Below are 15481 nucleotides of genomic sequence, written 5' to 3'. Positions count from 1 at the left end.
CCCATGCGTGCGGCCTCTAGGCCGTCTCGAGCAGCAGCGCGGTGAGCTCGACGGGCATGGTGATCATGCAGTCGTGGCCGGTCGGCAGCTCGCGTACTCGTTCGCCTGCCGGGACGGGACACCGGGTGATGTCTGCCGGCTGGCCCTTGAGGCAGTGGATGTGTGTGCGCGGGATCGTGCGCGCGGCCGGGTCGTCCAGCAGGACTGGCTCCCGCAGGCACCGCACCGGCTGGTCCGACAGCATCGAGCGCAACCAGGCGAGGTCGTCGGGATCGGTGACGCCGAACAAGCCAAGCGGCGGCGGCTGCTCGGGCATCGGCGGAACCCGCCAGCCGTCCACGGCGAGGTCTATGAGCTGCTTGGTGACAGGGAGGACGTCGACAGCGGTGTCGCCGTCTTCGGGGACCATCGCGTCGAGGAACACCAGATGCGCGATCCGCTTCGGGACCCGGTTGGCGACTCCGGAGATGACCATCCCGGCGTAGCTGTGCCCGACGAGCACGACGTCGTCGAGGTGCTCGTCTTCGATCAGGCCGGCGACGTCGTCGATGTGGGTGCCGAGCCCGATCTTGGGGCTCAGCAGGTGTGCCTTGTCGCCGTAGCCGGTCAGCGACGGCGCGAGCGCCCGGTGCCCGGCCGCCTCCAGCAGCGGGACCACCCGGTCCCAGCTTCGCCCGTTGTGCCAGGCGCCGTGTACCAGTAGAAATGTGGCCATGGTCGTGTGGTTCCTCCTCGCGCCTCGGTACTCTTTGGTAACCGCGAACATCGTGATCCCCATGACACTCCCCGGGCAATACGGCACTTTTCGGTGCCCCGGTTCTCAGGAGGTAACCGTGCAGGACCCGTGCCAGGCCCGTGAAGTCCTCGGGATCGTCGGGGACAAGTGGGCGCTGCTGATCGTGCGCATACTCAAGGACGAGCCGTTGCGCTTCACCGAGCTCAAGCGGGCCATCGACGGCATCAGCCAGCGCATGCTCACCGTGACGCTGCGCGACCTCGAACGCGACGGGATCCTGACGCGCACGGTCCGAAACGTCATGCCGCCGCACGTCAGCTACGAACTGACCGCGATGGGCCGGAGCCTGCGCGAGGCCACCGCGCCGCTGCTCGAATGGAGCATCACGCACCTGTCACACATCGACGCCGCTCGCACGGCCTACGACAACCGCTAAACGAGTAAGAGGCCGCGCACATGGGTGGTCATCAGGGGCGGCGTGTGGGTCGGGTGCCCCACCGGTAGAGGGCCCAGGCTTTGCGGATCAGGCTACGGACGGGAATCAACGCGGCGAATTGGTCCCACAGCGGGGGTAGTCAGCCATGATGGCAGGGTGCCCCGGCCACCGCTCGCGCGCGGACCGGAGCCTGTTGGCCTCGTTTGAACAGGTCAGATAAACCTTGACGTCCTCGATCCGCGTCGTCAGCTCACCCTCCGGCACGAGGCTGAAGACCTTGCCCTGGAAGAAGTCGACGGCCCCCAGGTGGGTCTCCAGCAGGCACGCGTCCAAGAACGCCGTGCCTGCCTTGGAGCGCGGCTGGTAGCCGCCGTCCTGGAGGTGCCAGGGCGCGTCCTTCAGCCGCTTCATCGCCACCCAGACGAACAGCTGCCGCGGTCGTTGGTGAGCGCGATCACCAGCAGACCGTGGCATTTACGCTTGCCGGAGTAGTTCTTCCGGTTCGCCGTGCCGGTGCGACGCCGGGTCCGTATCAGGGAGCCGTCCAGCAGGACCACGCCGCCACCCTTTCGGGTGATCTTCTTCAGGGCCCGGTCCAGGCGCGGGGCGCGGGCGGCCAGCAGGCCGACGACCTCGCGCGTCCACCGGCTCACGGTGGTGCGGTGCACCCCGTTCCCGCCGGCCAGGTCGCCGGGCCGCTGGTCACAGCGCAGCACCGCCAGCACGATGGTGGCGATCTTCCCGGCGGGCAGCGCCCGCCACCGGGAACCGGTCTTCTTCAGGTGGCCGCGTATCAGGTCGGCGAGGTAGTTCAGGCTAGTGCTCGACAGAGGCAGGCGGGCGGTGTAGACAAGGCCGTCAGGGCCCTCGGTGAGACCGTCTCGGTGAGACCGTTGGGACCGCCCGCCCGGCCACCTGCGCCGCTACCGGAGCGACAGCCGCGGCATCGGCCTGGACCTGCCCGGCCAGGCGGTTCAACGCCCGCTCCGCGACCGCCAGTTCGTCCCGCTCGACCTGGATCTCCTGAAGCTTTTGGTCAACTGCTCTGCGAGGGTGTCCAGTTCGCTCCGGCGAGCGGTGATCCACTGCCGCTCCTGCATCCTGCAGCCTCCCGCGCTCTCGTGGCGTGCAGACCTGCTGACGGATCGTAGGCGGGGCAGATCGCGGGCGCAGCCGAACCCGGCATCCCGCCGGAACCGGACCTGCCCGATGATCTACGCCATGGTCATCGGCCGCCGACCGGCGCGAGTACCCCACTCGCCACTCACACCAGACCCGTGACCTGCGACTTCACGATGCACACCACTCAATGCAGTGGCGAGTGGCGCCATACGTCTGCTCATCCTGTGGTGGCAGACCCGGACGCGCGTCCGGCCGCGTTCTGAAGCGGCTGACGACCGGCTGACCGCCACTGCATGCCTATCGGTCACCGCGGCGGGCTGGTGTCGCCGGTGACCGGGTGCCACTCGGCCAGGACGATGGTGGCGTCGTCCTGCAACTGGCCGTGGTGGTGGTCGAGGATGGCGTGGATGAGGCGGCGCGGGGCTTCGGGGGCGGGTTCGCCTGCGGCGAGTGCGCGGGTGATGAAGTCGACGAGTTGGTCCTCGCCGAAGTGCTGGCCGGTGGCCGAGCGGGCTTCGGTGACGCCGTCGGTGTGGAGCAGGACGCGGTCGCCCGGTTGCAGCTGGACCTGGTGCACGGTCCGGGAGTGCTGGTAGCCGGGGCCGAGGCCGAGCGGCAGTTCGCTGTGGGCTTCCAGCGCCCCCGGGACGACGTGGTGGGCGCGGATCAGGAGCGGCGGAGGGTGGCCGGCGTTGACCCAGGAGAGTTGCCCGGTGTCGAGGTCCAGGTGCGCGAAGACGCCGGTGAGCAGGCCGCCGGGCTGCCACCGGTGCAGGTCTTCGTCGATCCGGTCGGTGATGTCGGTCAGGGTGCCTTTCGCGCGGCGGGCATCGGCAGCTGGCCAGGGCGACGGCGGAGGCCAGCCCCGCCGCCAGGTCGTGGCCCATCGCGTCGACCACGGTCATGTGCAGGCGTCCGTCGTCTAGGCCGTGGTCGAAGGCGTCCCCGCCGATTTCGTAGGCGGGCTCCAGCGCGGCGGTGGAGGTGACCTTGTCGGTGCCCAGGGTGCGCGGGGGAAGGAACGCCCAGACCATTTCCGCAGCGGTGGTCACTGGTGGACCCTGCATAGCGCCGGTCCGCGGGCGCTCCCGTGCGGGCTGCCGCACGGTTCATTGCGGCGGCATGGCAGTCACATTGCAGCACACGTGCAGGATGAGCAACTGGACTTGATGATTTCGCATCGCGCTTTACGCTCCACTCAATCCACCGGAACGCCAGGCCCCTCAGGAGTCCCCCTTGTCCGCTCTGCGCCCGCTCGTACTTCTCGGCTCCGCGACGCTGCTTCTGGCGGGCTGCGCCGACCCCTCCGGGCCGTCCGCCCACTCGACCGGCGCGCGGTCCGCCTCCCCGACCGCCACCGCCGCGATCGCGGCGGACCCCTCACTCGCCGCCAAGGTCCCGGCCGCGCTGAAGTCGAGCGGCATCACGGTCGCCAGCGACGTCAGCTACCCGCCCATGGACTTCTTCGACACCGACAACAAGACGGTGATCGGCGCCGAGGCCGACCTCGGCAAGGCGCTCGGCACCGTCCTCGGCGTCAAGGTCACCTTCGTCAACGTGCCCTTCGACTCGATCATCCCGGGACTGCAGGCGGGCAAGTACCAGCTCGGCATCTCCTCGTTCACGGACACCGCCGAGCGGGAGAAGGTGGTCGACTTCGTCACCTACTTCGACGCCGGCACCTCCCTGCTGGTCCCGGCGGGCAACCCCGACGCGCTCAAGCCCGTGGGCGACGCGTTGTGCGGCCGGACCGTGGCCGTCGCGAAGGGATCCACCCAGGCGCTGGTGGACCTGCCGACCCGGCAGAAGAGCTGCAGGACGCCGATCAAGGTCAGCACCTTCCCGGACGGCACCGGTGTGAACCTCGCCGTCACCAGTGGCCGTGCCGCCGCCGCCCTCGCCGACTCCCCGGTCGCCGCGTACGCCGCCAAGCAGTCCGGCGGCAAACTGGAGGTCGCCGGCTCCTCCTACGACGACGCGCCCTTCGGCATCGCGGTCCCCAAGAAGAGCGCGCTGACCGGCCTGCTGAAGTCGGCCCTGGAGCAGCTCCGGACGACCGGCGGCTACCAGCGCGTACTCGCCAAGTGGGGCCTGGAGTCCGGGGCGCTCGACACCTTCGAGATCAACGCGGCCTCGTGATGGAGGAGCTGCCGATACTCCGCCGCCGCAGACCGGGGCACTGGGTACTGACCGTCGTGGTCGTGCTCCTGGCCGCGGCCCTGGCGCGGTCCCTGCTGACCAACCCGCGCTTCGACTGGAGCACGGTCGGCGCGTGGCTGTTCAGCCGGACCGTGCTGAGCGGACTGCTGGCCACCCTCGAACTCACCGCAGCGGCCATGGCGATCGGGCTCGTGCTGGGCGTCGGGCTGGCACTCATGCGCCTGTCGGACAACACCGTGGCCCGCGCGGTCAGTTGGCTGTACATCTGGCTCTTCCGGGGCACACCGCTGCTGGTCCAGCTGCTGTTCTGGGGTTTCATCTCCGCGCTGTACCCGACGCTGTCGCTGCACCTGCCGTTCCTGCCGGCGATCGGCGACGTCCCGGCGAACTCCGTCATCACCACCTACGCGGCGGGCCTGCTCGGCCTCGGCCTCAACGAGGCCGCCTACCTCGCCGAGATCATCCGGGCCGGCATCGTCTCCGTCGACCACGGGCAGACCGAGGCCGCTCAGTCGCTGGGCCTGTCCCGGGCCAGGACGCTGCGCCGGATCATCCTGCCGCAGGCGATGCGGGTGATCATCCCGCCGGTCGGCAACGAGACCATCTCCATGCTCAAGACGACGTCACTGGTGAGCGTGCTGGCCTACGCGGAACTGCTGTACTCCGTCCAGATCGTGTACGCCCGCACCTACCAGACGATCCCGCTCCTGATCGTCGCCAGCATCTGGTACCTGGCCGTCACCACCCTCCTCAACATCGGCCAGCACTACCTCGAACGTCACTTCGCGAAGGGCAGCCGCCGATGATGGTCCAGGCCACCGGGGTCCGCAAGTCGTTCGCCGGACACGAAGTGCTACGCGGTGTCGGCCTGTCCGTGCCGCGCGCCTCGGTCACCTGCGTGATCGGCCCGTCCGGGTCCGGGAAGTCCACCTTCCTGCGGTGCGTCAACCACCTGGAGCGGCCCGACGGCGGCCGGATCCTGGTGGACGGTTCGCCGATCGGGTACGAGCCGCACGGACGCGGGCTGCGCGAGCTGCGCCGACGCGACCTCGCCCGGCAGCGCCGCCAGATCGGCATGGTCTTCCAGCGCTTCCACCTGTTCCCGCACCTGACGGCACTCGGCAACATCGTCGAGGGACCGGTCGGCGCCGGACGATCCCGGGCCGAGGCCACCGGCGAGGCGATGGCACTGCTGGACCGGGTCGGCCTCGCCGACCGGCGTGATGCCTACCCCGCCCAGTTGTCCGGCGGCCAGCAGCAGCGGGTCGCCATCGCCCGCGCCCTGGCGATGCAGCCGAAGCTGATGCTGTTCGACGAGCCGACCTCGGCGCTCGACCCGGAACTCGTCGGCGAGGTCCTGGACGTCATGCGCGCCCTCGCCGCCGACGGCATGACGATGCTCGTGGTCACCCACGAACTGGCCTTCGCCCGCGAGGTCGCCGACGAGGTCGTCTTCTTCGACGACGGCCGCGTGCTGGAAGCCGGGCCGCCGGATCGGATCCTCACCGCCCCGGACCATCCGCGAACCCGCGACTTCGTCACGAGAGTGCTGTGACCGGGAGTGCTGAGACAGGAGGCGCTGTGAAGACCTTCCGTGACGCCTTGGCCGCCGGACCGCTCGTCCTGGACGGCGGCATGTCCAACGAACTCGAGGCCCAGGGCCATGACCTCGGCGGCGCGCTGTGGTCCGCCCGCCTGCTGCGCGACGCCCCCGAGGCGATCACGGCCGTCCACCGCGCCTACTTCGAGGCGGGCGCGCAGGTCGCCATCACCGCGAGCTACCAGGCCACCTACGAGGGCTTCGCTCAACTGGGCATCTCCCGGGCCGAGACCACGACGCTGCTGCGACGCAGTGTGGCCCTGGCCCGCGAGGCCGCCGACGGGAGAGGCTGGGTGGCGGCCTCGGTGGGCCCCTACGGCGCGATGCTGGCCGACGGCTCGGAGTACCGCGGCGACTACGGCCTCACCGTGGCCGAGCTGACGCGCTTTCACCGCCCCCGGTTGGAGGCGCTGGCCGAGGCGGGCCCCGACGTCTTCGCCGTCGAGACCATCCCCGACATACGGGAGGCCGAGGCCGTGCTGACCGCCCTTGACGGCCTCGGCCTCCCGGCCTGGCTCTCCTACAGCATCCGTGGGACGACCACGAGTGCGGGTCAGCCCCTGACCGAGGCCTTCGCCCTGGCCCGGAGCAGCGCCGCGGTCGTCGCCACAGGCGTCAACTGCGCCCCGCCCGCCGAGGCCGCCCCGGCCCTCGCCCAGGTCACCGGCCTGCCCGGCGTCGCCTACCCGAACGGTGGCGGCGTCTGGGATCCGCAGGCCCGGAGCTGGCAGGGCGCGGAGGACGAGATCGCGGACCTGGCCCCCTCCTGGGCCGCCGCCGGCGCGGCGCTCGTCGGCGGCTGCTGCCGGGTGGGCCCCGCCGGGATCAAGGAACTGGCCGTACGCCTGGGCCCTTTGAACGAAGTCCGCTGAAGGCCGAGCCGAGCCACGCCCGTGCTGCCCATAGGCGCCTTGCCCACGGGACGGCGGCCCACGACCTACCGCGCGCCCTCGCTCCTCCGCCGCCGCCACGTGGGCCTGCTCCGCGTCACCACGCTGGCCTGTCGCACCAACGACCCCTGATCCGCCCACCCCCGGTACCCGCCGCGCACCAAGGAACGCCATCCATGCCGCAGCCCACCTCCCTCCCGGTGATCGACCTCTCCGCCCCCGACCACGACGCCCTCCACCGGGCCGCCCGCGACGTCGGCTTCTTCCAGCTCGTCGGCCACGGCGTCACCCCTGCTGAGCGGACCCGGCTGCTGGACACGGCGCGCGTTTTTCGCCCTGCCCGATGCCGAACGGCACGCCGTCGACAACCTCAACTCCCCGCACTTTCGCGGCTACACGCGGATCGGCAACGAACAGACCCAGGGCCGCCGCGACTGGCGCGACCAACTCGACATCAGCAACGAGCTGCCCGCCCACGTGCCCGGCCCCGGCGAGCCGCCGTACTGGTGGTTGGAGGGCCCGAACCAATGGCCTGACGCCCTGCCCGCGCTGCGCGAGGTCGCGCTCGCCTGGATGGACCGCCTCAGCGGAGCCGCTCACCGGCTGCTGCACGAACTGCTCGCCGCGATCGGCGGCCCCGCGGACTTCTACGACGACGCCTTCTCGGGCAACCCGCGCAACCACCTGAAACTCGTCCGCTACCCGGGGCGAGCCCCCGAAGGGGACGCACAAGGAGTGGGCATGCACAAGGACTACGGCTTCCTCACTCTGCTGCTCACCGACGAAGTCCCCGGCCTGCAGGTGGAGTCGCCCGACGGAGCCGGGTTCATCGACGTGCCCTACCTGGCGGGCGCGTTCGTGGTGAACCTGGGCGAACTGCTGGAGGTGGCGACCAACGGCTACCTCAGGGCGACCAACCACCGCGTGGTCTCCCCGCCCGGCGCGCGCGAACGCTTCTCCGCCCCATTCTTCTACAACCCACGGCTGGACGCCCGCATCGCCCCGCTCCCCTTCCCCCACGCGGCAGACGCGAGAGGCGTCACCCAGGACCCCGCCAACCCGTTGTTCGCAGAGTTCGGTTGGAACGAACTCAAGGGATGGGCCCGCGCCCACCCCGAGATCGTGAGGAAACACCACCCAGCCCTGAGGATCACGACAGTCGCTGCCGACCCGTCATCGAGGCGGCGGGCGAGCGGCCATCAGAAGCGGCCGTCGTAGTGCGAGCAGACACGGTCTCCCGACGCGGTGATCAAGGACTCGACACCTCATGATCATCCAAAACGCCACCGCCCGGCGGCCGGCTCGTACGGCAGGTCCAGCCCCTTGCTCGTGGCTTCGGACCGGGACCGGAAACATCCGGCGCGGCGAGTCGGCCGCTGGTGTCCCGCTCCGATTCGGGGGCGACGGCCTGCCGCGTTCTCGCTCGGCGCGACCAGAGCCACCGCCAGTTCCAGCAGCATCCCTCCGGAGAAGATGAGCTGCTTCAGGGGGCGGCCCGGCCGGACTCGTCGGCGTAGGAGAGGGGAGGTGCGGCCGGCAGGAAGAACACCGGCCAGAAGCCGTGGCCGGTGTGCAGTCGACCCTCGCCGCCGGTCGGCGCTCGCAGCTCACCAGCACACAGCTCGCTGTGAACTACGAGGCGAACCTCCGGCTGCCCGGCGCGGCCTTGTCGCCGTCCGCGAGGAACCGCCGCCCTTGGCGCTTCGCAGCCCCAGGCCACCAGGCAGACGGCACGTACCGTCATACCGGCCCGGCGCCCGATCCAGCCGCGGTGGGGCATGTAATGCGCGCGGTAGGCAGCGAGGCCCGCGAAGAGCACGACGGCGAGGCTGACCAGGGCTGTGAAGCTGGCCCAGTAGATCATCGCCGCAGCTCCGAGGAAACCGGCCGGACACCAGAGCCCGGAGCCGCGCAGGCGGAACGGGCGGGGCAAGGCGGGGGCGTGCTTGCGCGGGACTGGGAGACGGACGGCCGCCAGCAGGGCACTCAGCACCATGGCCGCGTTGATGAAGCCCGTCGGCCGGGCTCAGCTGGGAGCCGATGGGAAGAACCCACACCCACCACGAAGGAGACCGTGGCCGACACCCAGGGGATGCCGTGCTCGTCGGTCTTCTGGAAGGCACCCGGAAAGCAGCCGTGCATGCTGAGCTGCGTCTGAGCCCGCATGACAGGTCTTCATGGCCGTGTCAGAGGCCACTGGCATGATCGCCTGCATGGACATCACCACCGGGCGGTAAGGGAAATGCTGGTCGGCAAGGGCAAGAGCGGTCCCCGCGGGCCGTGGGCCGAGAACCCGATCGGCTGGTTCTGCGCCGGCTACGGGCCCTTCCGACGGCTGACCGGCGGGTCGAGCGAGGCGCAGCGCCTGATGGTGAACCAGGGGCCGAGCGGTCGTCTGGCCACGCTCTTCCACGAGGATGCGTCACTGGCCGAGGGCGTGGCGTGGCTGATTGATCTGCGGCTGCGGGCGTACGAGGAGGATTCGGGGCAGGGTGTTGCAGGTTCGCTGCTTGGGAAGGTTCTGGAGTTGTTGCGGGACGGGCTGCTGCCTGACCGGTATCAGATCCAGAGGGTGACGGCGGACGGTCTGTGGGTGGTCGAGGGCGGCCGCAGGGGGCCGGGGTTTCCTTTGAAGGAGATGAGCGACGGCTACCGGACGGTGGCGGCATTGATGCTGGACATCGTCCGGCAGCTTCATGGGGTCTACGGATATCTGCATACCAGTCCGACTGCCAGCGGGGGTATTTCGGTCATTCAGCCGGGTGTGGTGCTGATCGACGAGGTGGACGCGCACCTGCACGTGACCTGGCAGCGCAAGATAGGCGACTGGCTGCAGGAGCACTTCCCCAATATCCAGTTCATCGTCTCCAGTCACAGTCCCTACATCTGCCAGGCCGCCGACGAGGGCGGGCTGATTCGGCTTCCCGCGGTTGACGAGCAGCGGGCGGCCACCCGCCCGTACGGGGACGTCGATGACGGGCTGATGCGGCTGTGGGCCTCCGGGGACCTTGCCGTCGTGCTGCTGATCGCGACCAGACCCGCACCATCACCGTTCTGAGCATCGCCTATGCAGGACTGGAATACCCCCCAGGTGCCGGCCGGGGCCGTGAGCGGGCGGGCGTGCCCGGCCCGGGGAGCCCCGTGACCGGGAGGCGAGGCTGTTCGCGGTGCCCGGCGTTTCCGCCGGGCGGCCTGGTCCCGTCGGCATGCGTGGGCCCGGGGCGGCGCCGGTGTCACCCGGCCGGTGGTGCCGGCTCGTCGTCGCGGGCCACCAGGGCCAGGCCGTAGAGCTGGTCGGGGTCGGTGAACCAGTGGCTCACCTGAAGGCCGGCTTGCGACATTTCCTCGGCGAGCCGACGCGGCCGGAACTTCGCCGATATCTCGGTGCGCAGGTCCTCGCCGGGAGCGAAGGACACCTGCAGACCGAGGCCGTGCAGGGCGACGGTTTGTTCTCGGCGGGATCTCAGCCGCGTCTCGATCCACTCGTTGGCCGCGTCCCACAGCGCCACATGCTCGAAGGCGCTGAGGTCGAAATCGGCCTGGAGCTCCCGGTTGATCATCGTGAGGACGTTGAGGTTGAACGCGGCGGTGACCCCGGCCGCGTCGTCGTAGGCGGCGCGGATGCGGTCGGGATCCTTCACCAGGCCGACGCCGATCAGGAGATGGTCGCCGGGGTCGAGGCGGGAGCGCAGGGAACGCAGGAAGACGGCGCGTTCACCGGGCAGGAGGTTGCCGAACGTGCCGCCCAGGAAAGCCAGCAGCCGGGGACCGGGAAGGGGCGGCAGTGCCAGGCCGGTGGTGAAATCCGCGACGAGCGGCTCCAGGGCCAGGCCCGGGTAGTCGGCGCTGAGCGCCGCGACGGCCTGCGTCAGAGCGCTGGTGCTGACGTCGACGGGCGCGTAGGTGAGCCGCGTGTGGTGCTCCCCCAGCGCGTCCAGCAGGATCCGCGTCTTCTCCGAGGAGCCGGACCCGAGCTCGATGAGGGTGTGCGCGCCGGTGAGGTCGGCGACGGCCGAGCCGCACTGGGTGAGGATCGCCCGCTCGGCGCGCGTGTAGGGGTACTCCGGCAACCGCGTGATCTGCTCGAACAGTTCGCTGCCGAGAGGGTCGTACAGCCATCGGGGCGGCAGCCGTTTCGGTGACACGGTCAGTCCGCGCGTGACGTCGGCGCGCAGCTCGGCGTGGAACCGGGCGGGCAGCAGGGCGGTGTCGGCGGGTGTGGGCATGGGGCGTCATCTCCCGGCATGGTGGTGAGCGGACATCAGCGTGCCGGCGGGGCCGCCTCGGCGAGCTGCCGCCGGGCGCCGGTCTGTGCGGGCGGCCAGGAGGACCAGGCAGGCGGCGGCCGGCCCGGCGGGCAGCAGGACGGGCATCAGCGCGAACCCGGCGGCCGCGGTGCCCGCGGCGCAGCCGATGTCGAGGGCCGCGACCAGCAGGGCGGCGGCCTCCGTGGAATGGGCCGGGGCGAGGGCGGAGGTGTACTGGTAGGCCGCGCTGAGCAGGGGGGCCATGAGCAGGCCGGACAGGACGCATGCCGCCAGGGCCGTGGCCGGTGTGCGGGCGGTGAGCAGCGGCAGCCAGCCGGCCTCCGGGTCGAGCGCCGAGGTCGGCTCGTCGAACAGCATCAGCTTCGGCTGCATCGCCAGGGCGCGGGCGATGGCGACCCGCTGCTGCTGGCCGCCGGACAACTGGGCGGGGTAGGCATCACGCCGGTCGGCGAGGCCGACCCGGTCCAGCAGTGCCATCGCCTCGCCGGTGGCCTCGGCCCGGGATCGTCCGGCGCCGACCGGTCCCTCGACGATGTTGCCGAGTGCCGTCAGGTGCGGGAACAGGTGGAAGCGCTGGAAGACCATGCCGATCTGGCGGCGCTGCCGGGCGAGGTCGCGTCGGCGCAGCTCGCGCAGCCCGCGTCCGTGCGGCTCGTACCCGATCGGCGAACCGTCCACCAGGATCCGGCCGCCGTCGGGCCGCTCCAGGTGGTTGACGCACCGCAGGAAGGTGGACTTCCCGGACCCGGACGGGCCGATCACGCAGGTGACCGAGGCGCGCGGCACGGACAGGCCGACACCGCGTAGCACTTCGTGTCCGGCGAACGACTTGCGGACCCCGGTGGCCTGGACCATCATCGGCGGCTGCCCTTCGCGAAGTGACGTTCGAGGTAGTGCTGGCCGATGTTGAGGAGGGTGGTGACGGCCAGGTACGAGCGGGCGCAGAGCGGACAACGGGGACTCCTGAGGGGCCTGACGTTCCGGTGGATTGAGTGGAGCGTAAACGCGATGCGAAATCATCAAGTCCAGTTGCTCATCCTGCACGCGTGCTGCAATGTGACTGCCATGCCGCCGCAATGAACCGTGCGGCAGACCGCACGGGAGCGCCCGCGGACCGGCGCTATGCTCGGCCCGCGATGACCACCGACAGCAGCCTGAAACGCGGCCTGGCCGTACTCCGCCTCTTCGCCGAACACCCGCCGCAGGACCCGCGCGGACATACCGCCGCCGAGGTCGCCGCCCTGCTGGGCCGGGAGCGCAGTCATGTCTCCCGCGTCCTGCACAGCCTGGAAGCCGCCCGGTTCCTGCGCCGCGACCCCGCCTCGCTCCGCTATTCCGTCGCCTGGGAGCTGTACGCGCGGGCCCAGCAGGTCACGGAGGCACGGCTGCGGCGGGATGGCCGCACCGCACTGGAGGGCGTCGCCGCCGACACCGGGGAGTGCGCCTACCTGGGAGTCCTGCGGGGCGCCAGCTCCGTCACGATCCTGGAGGCGATGCCGCCGGCCCTGTCCTCGTTCGTGTCCTGGGTGGGCCGCGGCTATCCCGCCTACTGCAGTGACGCCGGGCAGGCCCTGCTGTTCGACGCCGATCGCGCCGAGATAGAGGCCGTCTTCGCCCGCACGGCCTTCGTCCGGCACGGCCCCAACACCCCGGCCGACCTGGCCGACTTCCTGGCCCGCCTCGACGCGGCCCGGCAGCGCGGGTACACGATCGTCGACCAGGAGGCCGAGCCCGGCCTGTACTCACTCGCCGCCCCGGTCAGGGACTTCCGGGGCGAAATCGTCGCCGCCGTCCAGGTCGTCGGCCCCCGCCGCCGGCTGGAACCCGCCACGACGGCCTGCGCCGAGTCGGTCGTCCGCTGGAGCGCGTGGCTGACCGCCGCTCTGCGCTCGGCGGACTCGGACGCAGGCCAGGGCTCCGGAGACTGAGACTCAGCCGAGCAGGGACGCCAACTGCGCGGCCGCGTCGCCGACCGCCGCGACGAGCTCGTCCCGGTCGTCCCTGGCCGCCGCATGCGGTACCACCGCGCTGACCGCCGCCACGACGGCTCCGCGCGGGTCCCGCACCGGCGCCGCGACCTCCAGTACGTCCTCGTCGTACTCGCTCTCGCACACCGCGACCCCGTGCGTGGCATCGGCGGTGACCCGCGCCAGCAGATCGTCCACCGACCGGGGTGCGTACGGACCGCCGGCCCCGATGAAGTCCTCGTCGCCCAGCAACTCGGCGACCCCCTCCCGGGAGTGGCCGAACAGCAGCGCCCGCCCGGCCCCGGTGCACCAGACCGGCGTCAGCCGCCCCGCCCGCGCCCAGGCGAACTCGGCCCAGGCGGCCAGCTCTGCCCGTACCGAGAGCACCATCGCCCCACAGAGCACGTCCACGTACGCGCACGCCCCGAACCGGACCACCAACTCCCGCAGCAGCGCCCTGCTTTGCACTCCCCACGGACCGCCCTGGGCCGCGACGGCCAGCATTTCCGCCCCGGCACGGAACTCGTGGTCCTCCCGGGCGAGCACACCGGAGTCGACGAGATCCCTCAGCAGTCGCGACGTCTGGCCCTTGTCCAGACCGCTCTCCTCGGCAAGGCGGACCACACCGGGCCCCCCGCGCGGGTCGAGCTCCCCGCGGACCACACGCTCCACCAGTGCGAGCCCTCGGGGCAGCGCCCCCATCACCACGTCCATCCGCCGGATGCTACCGGCCGGGGCTGACCACAGCGGGCGGCCCACACCCCGGTCCCGGCCGACCAGGATCATCGCCTCGACGGCGAACGCTTCCCGCCCGAACGGTCCGGTGCGCCCGCGGTGGTGGCATGACAGACACAGCCGCGCCCGTAGCCCGCCCAGATCCACCCCGTACCGGAAAACGCCCGGCCGGGAACCGGCATCCCGTGCGACAACGAGCACGAGCTGCACATGGCCTGCAGCAGACGGGCCGGTTCCGAACCGACGCTCCAGTACAAGGGTCGTCCGGGAGTTGGCCTTGCCACGGAGGCGCCTGGTCGGCGTCTGGAATCCGGCCGCTCGGCCCAGCCGCGCAGACCAGCAACGGGGCCGAGTCCTCATCGACCACGAGCGCGGCCGCGCCTGTGGTGGGGTCCTGACGGTGGGCGAAGCGATGGCCGCGCAGGGCCTGGCCGAGGCCGACGCGGGTGGTGGTGCCGGCGTGGCTCGCGCCCGGCGACAGCCGACACCGACGACACGGCCGGGGCAGCGTGCGGAGCAACCGCCCGGTGCTGACCGTGAAGGCCGCCGCGTCTCATGAGCTGCACCCGGCCCGGTCCGCGCCCGGCACGTCGATGACAGTCGGAGTCAACGGTAGCGACGCGCGCCGTTTTGCCGCACGCTTACGCCTTTGGGATTCGGCCGGCTCGGGCGGGGCTGCGGCGCCTTCGGCGCCGCCGTTGGTCGAGGTCCAGGGCGCGGTCAAGGAGTTCCGCCTCCCCCGCTCCGCGGGCTCGGCGCGCAGCGTGCGCGCGGTCGACGGCGTCAGTTTCGCCCTCCACCGGGGCCGCACGCTGGCTCTGGTGGGCGAGTCCGGCTCCGGGAAGTCCACCACCGCCCGTCTGGTGCTCCGCCTGACCGACCCCACCGCGGGGCGCATCCTGTTCGACGGCACCGACGTCACGACCGCTCGCGGGCCGCAGGCGAGGCAGTTGCGCCGACGGGCCCAGCTCGTCTACCAGAACCCCTACGCCTCGCTGGACCCGAGGTTCTCCATCGGCGAGGTGATCACCGAGCCGCTGCGTGCCTTCAAGGTCGGCGACCGCGCCTCCCGGCTCGCCCGGGCCCGGGAACTGCTCGAGCGGGTGGCACTGCCCACGTCGACGCTGGAGCGCCGCCCGGCGGAACTGTCCGGCGGCCAGCGGCAGCGCGTCGCGATCGCCCGCGCCCTGGCGCTCTCCCCCGACCTGGTGGTCTGCGACGAGCCGGTGTCCGCGCTCGACGTCTCCGTCCAGGCCCAGGTCCTCGACCTGCTCGCCGAACTCCAGGCCGACACCGAGGTGGCCTACCTGTTCATCTCGCACGACCTGGCCGTCGTACGCCAGATCGCGCACGAGGTCGCCGTCATGCGGGCCGGCCGCATCGTCGAGACGGGTACCACCGACAAGCGGCGAGGCCCATGCACCACCCGCCGAAGCGAGTTACCGGTTCGCCTGGCACTGCAACGAATTCCGCTTCCGAGTGCCTGAAGCACTGCGAGCGTTTCTTCATCAGCAGGCCGGGGCCAACCTCGCCGGTCACGGACAGAATGCTCGGTTCATCGCCGCCG

At 71.2% G+C, this 15481-nt stretch carries 14 protein-coding genes and 3 pseudogenes; 9 read left to right on the top strand and 8 right to left on the bottom strand.

Features of this window, described 5'->3' with window-relative positions; genetic code table 11:
* Positions 1-16: 16 nt before the first annotated feature.
* Positions 17-715: an alpha/beta fold hydrolase gene (locus ACSYGN_RS35395; protein ID WP_460403004.1), complete on the bottom strand. Its 699-nt coding sequence runs from the start codon at positions 713-715 to the stop codon at positions 17-19.
* A 61-nt stretch (positions 716-776) separates the two neighbouring features.
* On the opposite strand from ACSYGN_RS35395, the gene ACSYGN_RS35390 reads away from it, so the two are divergent.
* A complete protein-coding gene (locus ACSYGN_RS35390) occupies positions 777-1172 on the top strand; it encodes a winged helix-turn-helix transcriptional regulator (RefSeq protein WP_460403939.1) in 396 nt (131 codons plus the stop codon).
* Positions 1173-1277: 105 nt separating this feature from the next.
* On the opposite strand, the gene ACSYGN_RS35385 is transcribed toward ACSYGN_RS35390, so the two are convergent.
* The 3 genes and pseudogenes from ACSYGN_RS35385 to ACSYGN_RS35375 all read right to left on the bottom strand — a co-directional run bounded on the left by ACSYGN_RS35385 (position 1278) and on the right by ACSYGN_RS35375 (position 3069).
* On the bottom strand, positions 1278-1583 hold the full coding sequence (locus tag ACSYGN_RS35385; RefSeq protein ID WP_460403002.1) for a hypothetical protein: 306 nt from the start codon (positions 1581-1583) through the stop codon (positions 1278-1280).
* Positions 1584-1603: 20 nt separating this feature from the next.
* A pseudogene (locus tag ACSYGN_RS35380) lies at positions 1604-2008 on the bottom strand (helix-turn-helix domain-containing protein); the annotation flags it as partial.
* Positions 2009-2598: 590 nt separating this feature from the next.
* Positions 2599-3069: a PP2C family protein-serine/threonine phosphatase gene (locus tag ACSYGN_RS35375; protein ID WP_460403937.1), complete on the bottom strand. Its 471-nt coding sequence runs from the start codon at positions 3067-3069 to the stop codon at positions 2599-2601.
* A gap of 461 nt (positions 3070-3530) precedes the next feature.
* Between ACSYGN_RS35375 and ACSYGN_RS35370 the strand changes: the two genes are divergently transcribed.
* The 5 genes and pseudogenes from ACSYGN_RS35370 to ACSYGN_RS35350 all read left to right on the top strand — a co-directional run bounded on the left by ACSYGN_RS35370 (position 3531) and on the right by ACSYGN_RS35350 (position 8162).
* A complete protein-coding gene (locus ACSYGN_RS35370; RefSeq protein ID WP_460403000.1) occupies positions 3531-4433 on the top strand; it encodes an ABC transporter substrate-binding protein in 903 nt (300 codons plus the stop codon).
* The gene (locus ACSYGN_RS35365; RefSeq protein ID WP_460402998.1) at positions 4433-5260 is read left to right on the top strand and encodes an amino acid ABC transporter permease; all 828 of its coding nucleotides are present in this window, start codon (positions 4433-4435) and stop codon (positions 5258-5260) included. The genes ACSYGN_RS35370 and ACSYGN_RS35365 overlap by 1 nt, the downstream gene beginning before the upstream one ends.
* Positions 5260-6009, top strand: a complete 750-nt coding sequence (locus ACSYGN_RS35360; protein WP_460403935.1) for an amino acid ABC transporter ATP-binding protein — start codon at positions 5260-5262, stop codon at positions 6007-6009. The genes ACSYGN_RS35365 and ACSYGN_RS35360 overlap by 1 nt, the downstream gene beginning before the upstream one ends.
* Before the next feature lie 26 nt (positions 6010-6035).
* Entirely contained in the window at positions 6036-6926 is an 891-nt protein-coding gene (gene mmuM, locus ACSYGN_RS35355; RefSeq protein WP_460402996.1) for a homocysteine S-methyltransferase, read from the top strand.
* A gap of 194 nt (positions 6927-7120) precedes the next feature.
* A pseudogene (locus ACSYGN_RS35350) lies at positions 7121-8162 on the top strand (isopenicillin N synthase family dioxygenase).
* Positions 8163-8427: 265 nt separating this feature from the next.
* Here ACSYGN_RS35350 and ACSYGN_RS35345 read toward each other — a convergent pair.
* Positions 8428-8940 carry a hypothetical protein gene (locus tag ACSYGN_RS35345; protein ID WP_460402994.1) on the bottom strand — a complete coding sequence of 171 codons (513 nt, stop codon included), beginning with the start codon at positions 8938-8940 and terminating at the stop codon, positions 8428-8430.
* 246 nt (positions 8941-9186) lie between these two features.
* Here ACSYGN_RS35345 and ACSYGN_RS35340 point away from each other — a divergent pair, with 246 nt between their 5' ends.
* On the top strand, positions 9187-10002 hold the full coding sequence (locus tag ACSYGN_RS35340; RefSeq protein WP_460402992.1) for an AAA family ATPase: 816 nt from the start codon (positions 9187-9189) through the stop codon (positions 10000-10002).
* A 175-nt stretch (positions 10003-10177) separates the two neighbouring features.
* Here ACSYGN_RS35340 and egtD read toward each other — a convergent pair whose 3' ends face one another.
* Both egtD and ACSYGN_RS35330 read right to left on the bottom strand, forming a co-directional pair.
* Entirely contained in the window at positions 10178-11170 is a 993-nt protein-coding gene (gene egtD, locus ACSYGN_RS35335) for an L-histidine N(alpha)-methyltransferase (protein WP_460402990.1), read from the bottom strand.
* Between the two features lie 6 nt (positions 11171-11176).
* Positions 11177-12067, bottom strand: coding sequence for an amino acid ABC transporter ATP-binding protein (locus ACSYGN_RS35330; RefSeq protein WP_460403933.1), 891 nt, complete (start codon positions 12065-12067; stop codon positions 11177-11179).
* Positions 12068-12348: 281 nt separating this feature from the next.
* On the opposite strand from ACSYGN_RS35330, the gene ACSYGN_RS35325 reads away from it, so the two are divergent.
* Complete coding sequence (locus ACSYGN_RS35325; protein WP_460402988.1) at positions 12349-13140, top strand: IclR family transcriptional regulator; 792 nt, start codon at positions 12349-12351, stop codon at positions 13138-13140.
* A gap of 3 nt (positions 13141-13143) precedes the next feature.
* Here the strand turns inward: ACSYGN_RS35325 and ACSYGN_RS35320 are convergent, their stop codons facing one another.
* A complete protein-coding gene (locus tag ACSYGN_RS35320) occupies positions 13144-14115 on the bottom strand; it encodes an IclR family transcriptional regulator domain-containing protein (RefSeq protein WP_460402986.1) in 972 nt (323 codons plus the stop codon).
* A 482-nt stretch (positions 14116-14597) separates the two neighbouring features.
* Between ACSYGN_RS35320 and ACSYGN_RS35315 the strand changes: the two are divergent.
* Positions 14598-15401, top strand: a pseudogene (locus tag ACSYGN_RS35315) (ATP-binding cassette domain-containing protein); the annotation flags it as partial.
* Positions 15402-15481: the final 80 nt, after the last annotated feature.

The sequence above is a fragment of the Streptomyces sp. YIM S03343 genome, assembly GCF_054729195.1.
This window is presented reverse-complemented; position numbering and strand designations above follow the sequence as displayed.